Raw genomic sequence first — 249 nt, 5'->3', positions numbered from 1 at the left:
ACGGACTCATAGCTCAGCTGGATAGAGTACTCGGCTACGAACCGAGCGGTCGGAGGTTCGAATCCTCCTGAGTCCGCCATTTAATGAGGCGGTTTTGTTGATCAAGGCAGCTTCATCAACCAGTGGTAATCTGGTCTAAAAAATACCACCTACGGACTCATAGCTCAGCTGGATAGAGTACTCGGCTACGAACCGAGCGGTCGGAGGTTCGAATCCTCCTGAGTCCGCCACACCAAAAAGCCCGCTCAA

At 52.6% G+C, this 249-nt stretch carries 2 tRNA genes; both read left to right on the top strand.

Features of this window, described 5'->3' with window-relative positions:
- Positions 1-2: 2 nt before the first annotated feature.
- A tRNA-Arg gene (locus ACNFG0_RS22945) sits at positions 3-79 on the top strand.
- A 74-nt stretch (positions 80-153) separates the two neighbouring features.
- A tRNA-Arg gene (locus tag ACNFG0_RS22940) sits at positions 154-230 on the top strand.
- Positions 231-249: the final 19 nt, after the last annotated feature.

Source organism: Pseudomonas sp. NY15372 (assembly GCF_048068215.1).
In the GTDB taxonomy this organism is placed as follows: Bacteria; Pseudomonadota; Gammaproteobacteria; order Pseudomonadales; family Pseudomonadaceae; genus Aquipseudomonas; species Aquipseudomonas guariconensis_A.
The sequence above is the reverse complement of the archived record's forward strand: the minus strand, read 5'-3'. Positions and strand labels throughout refer to the sequence as shown.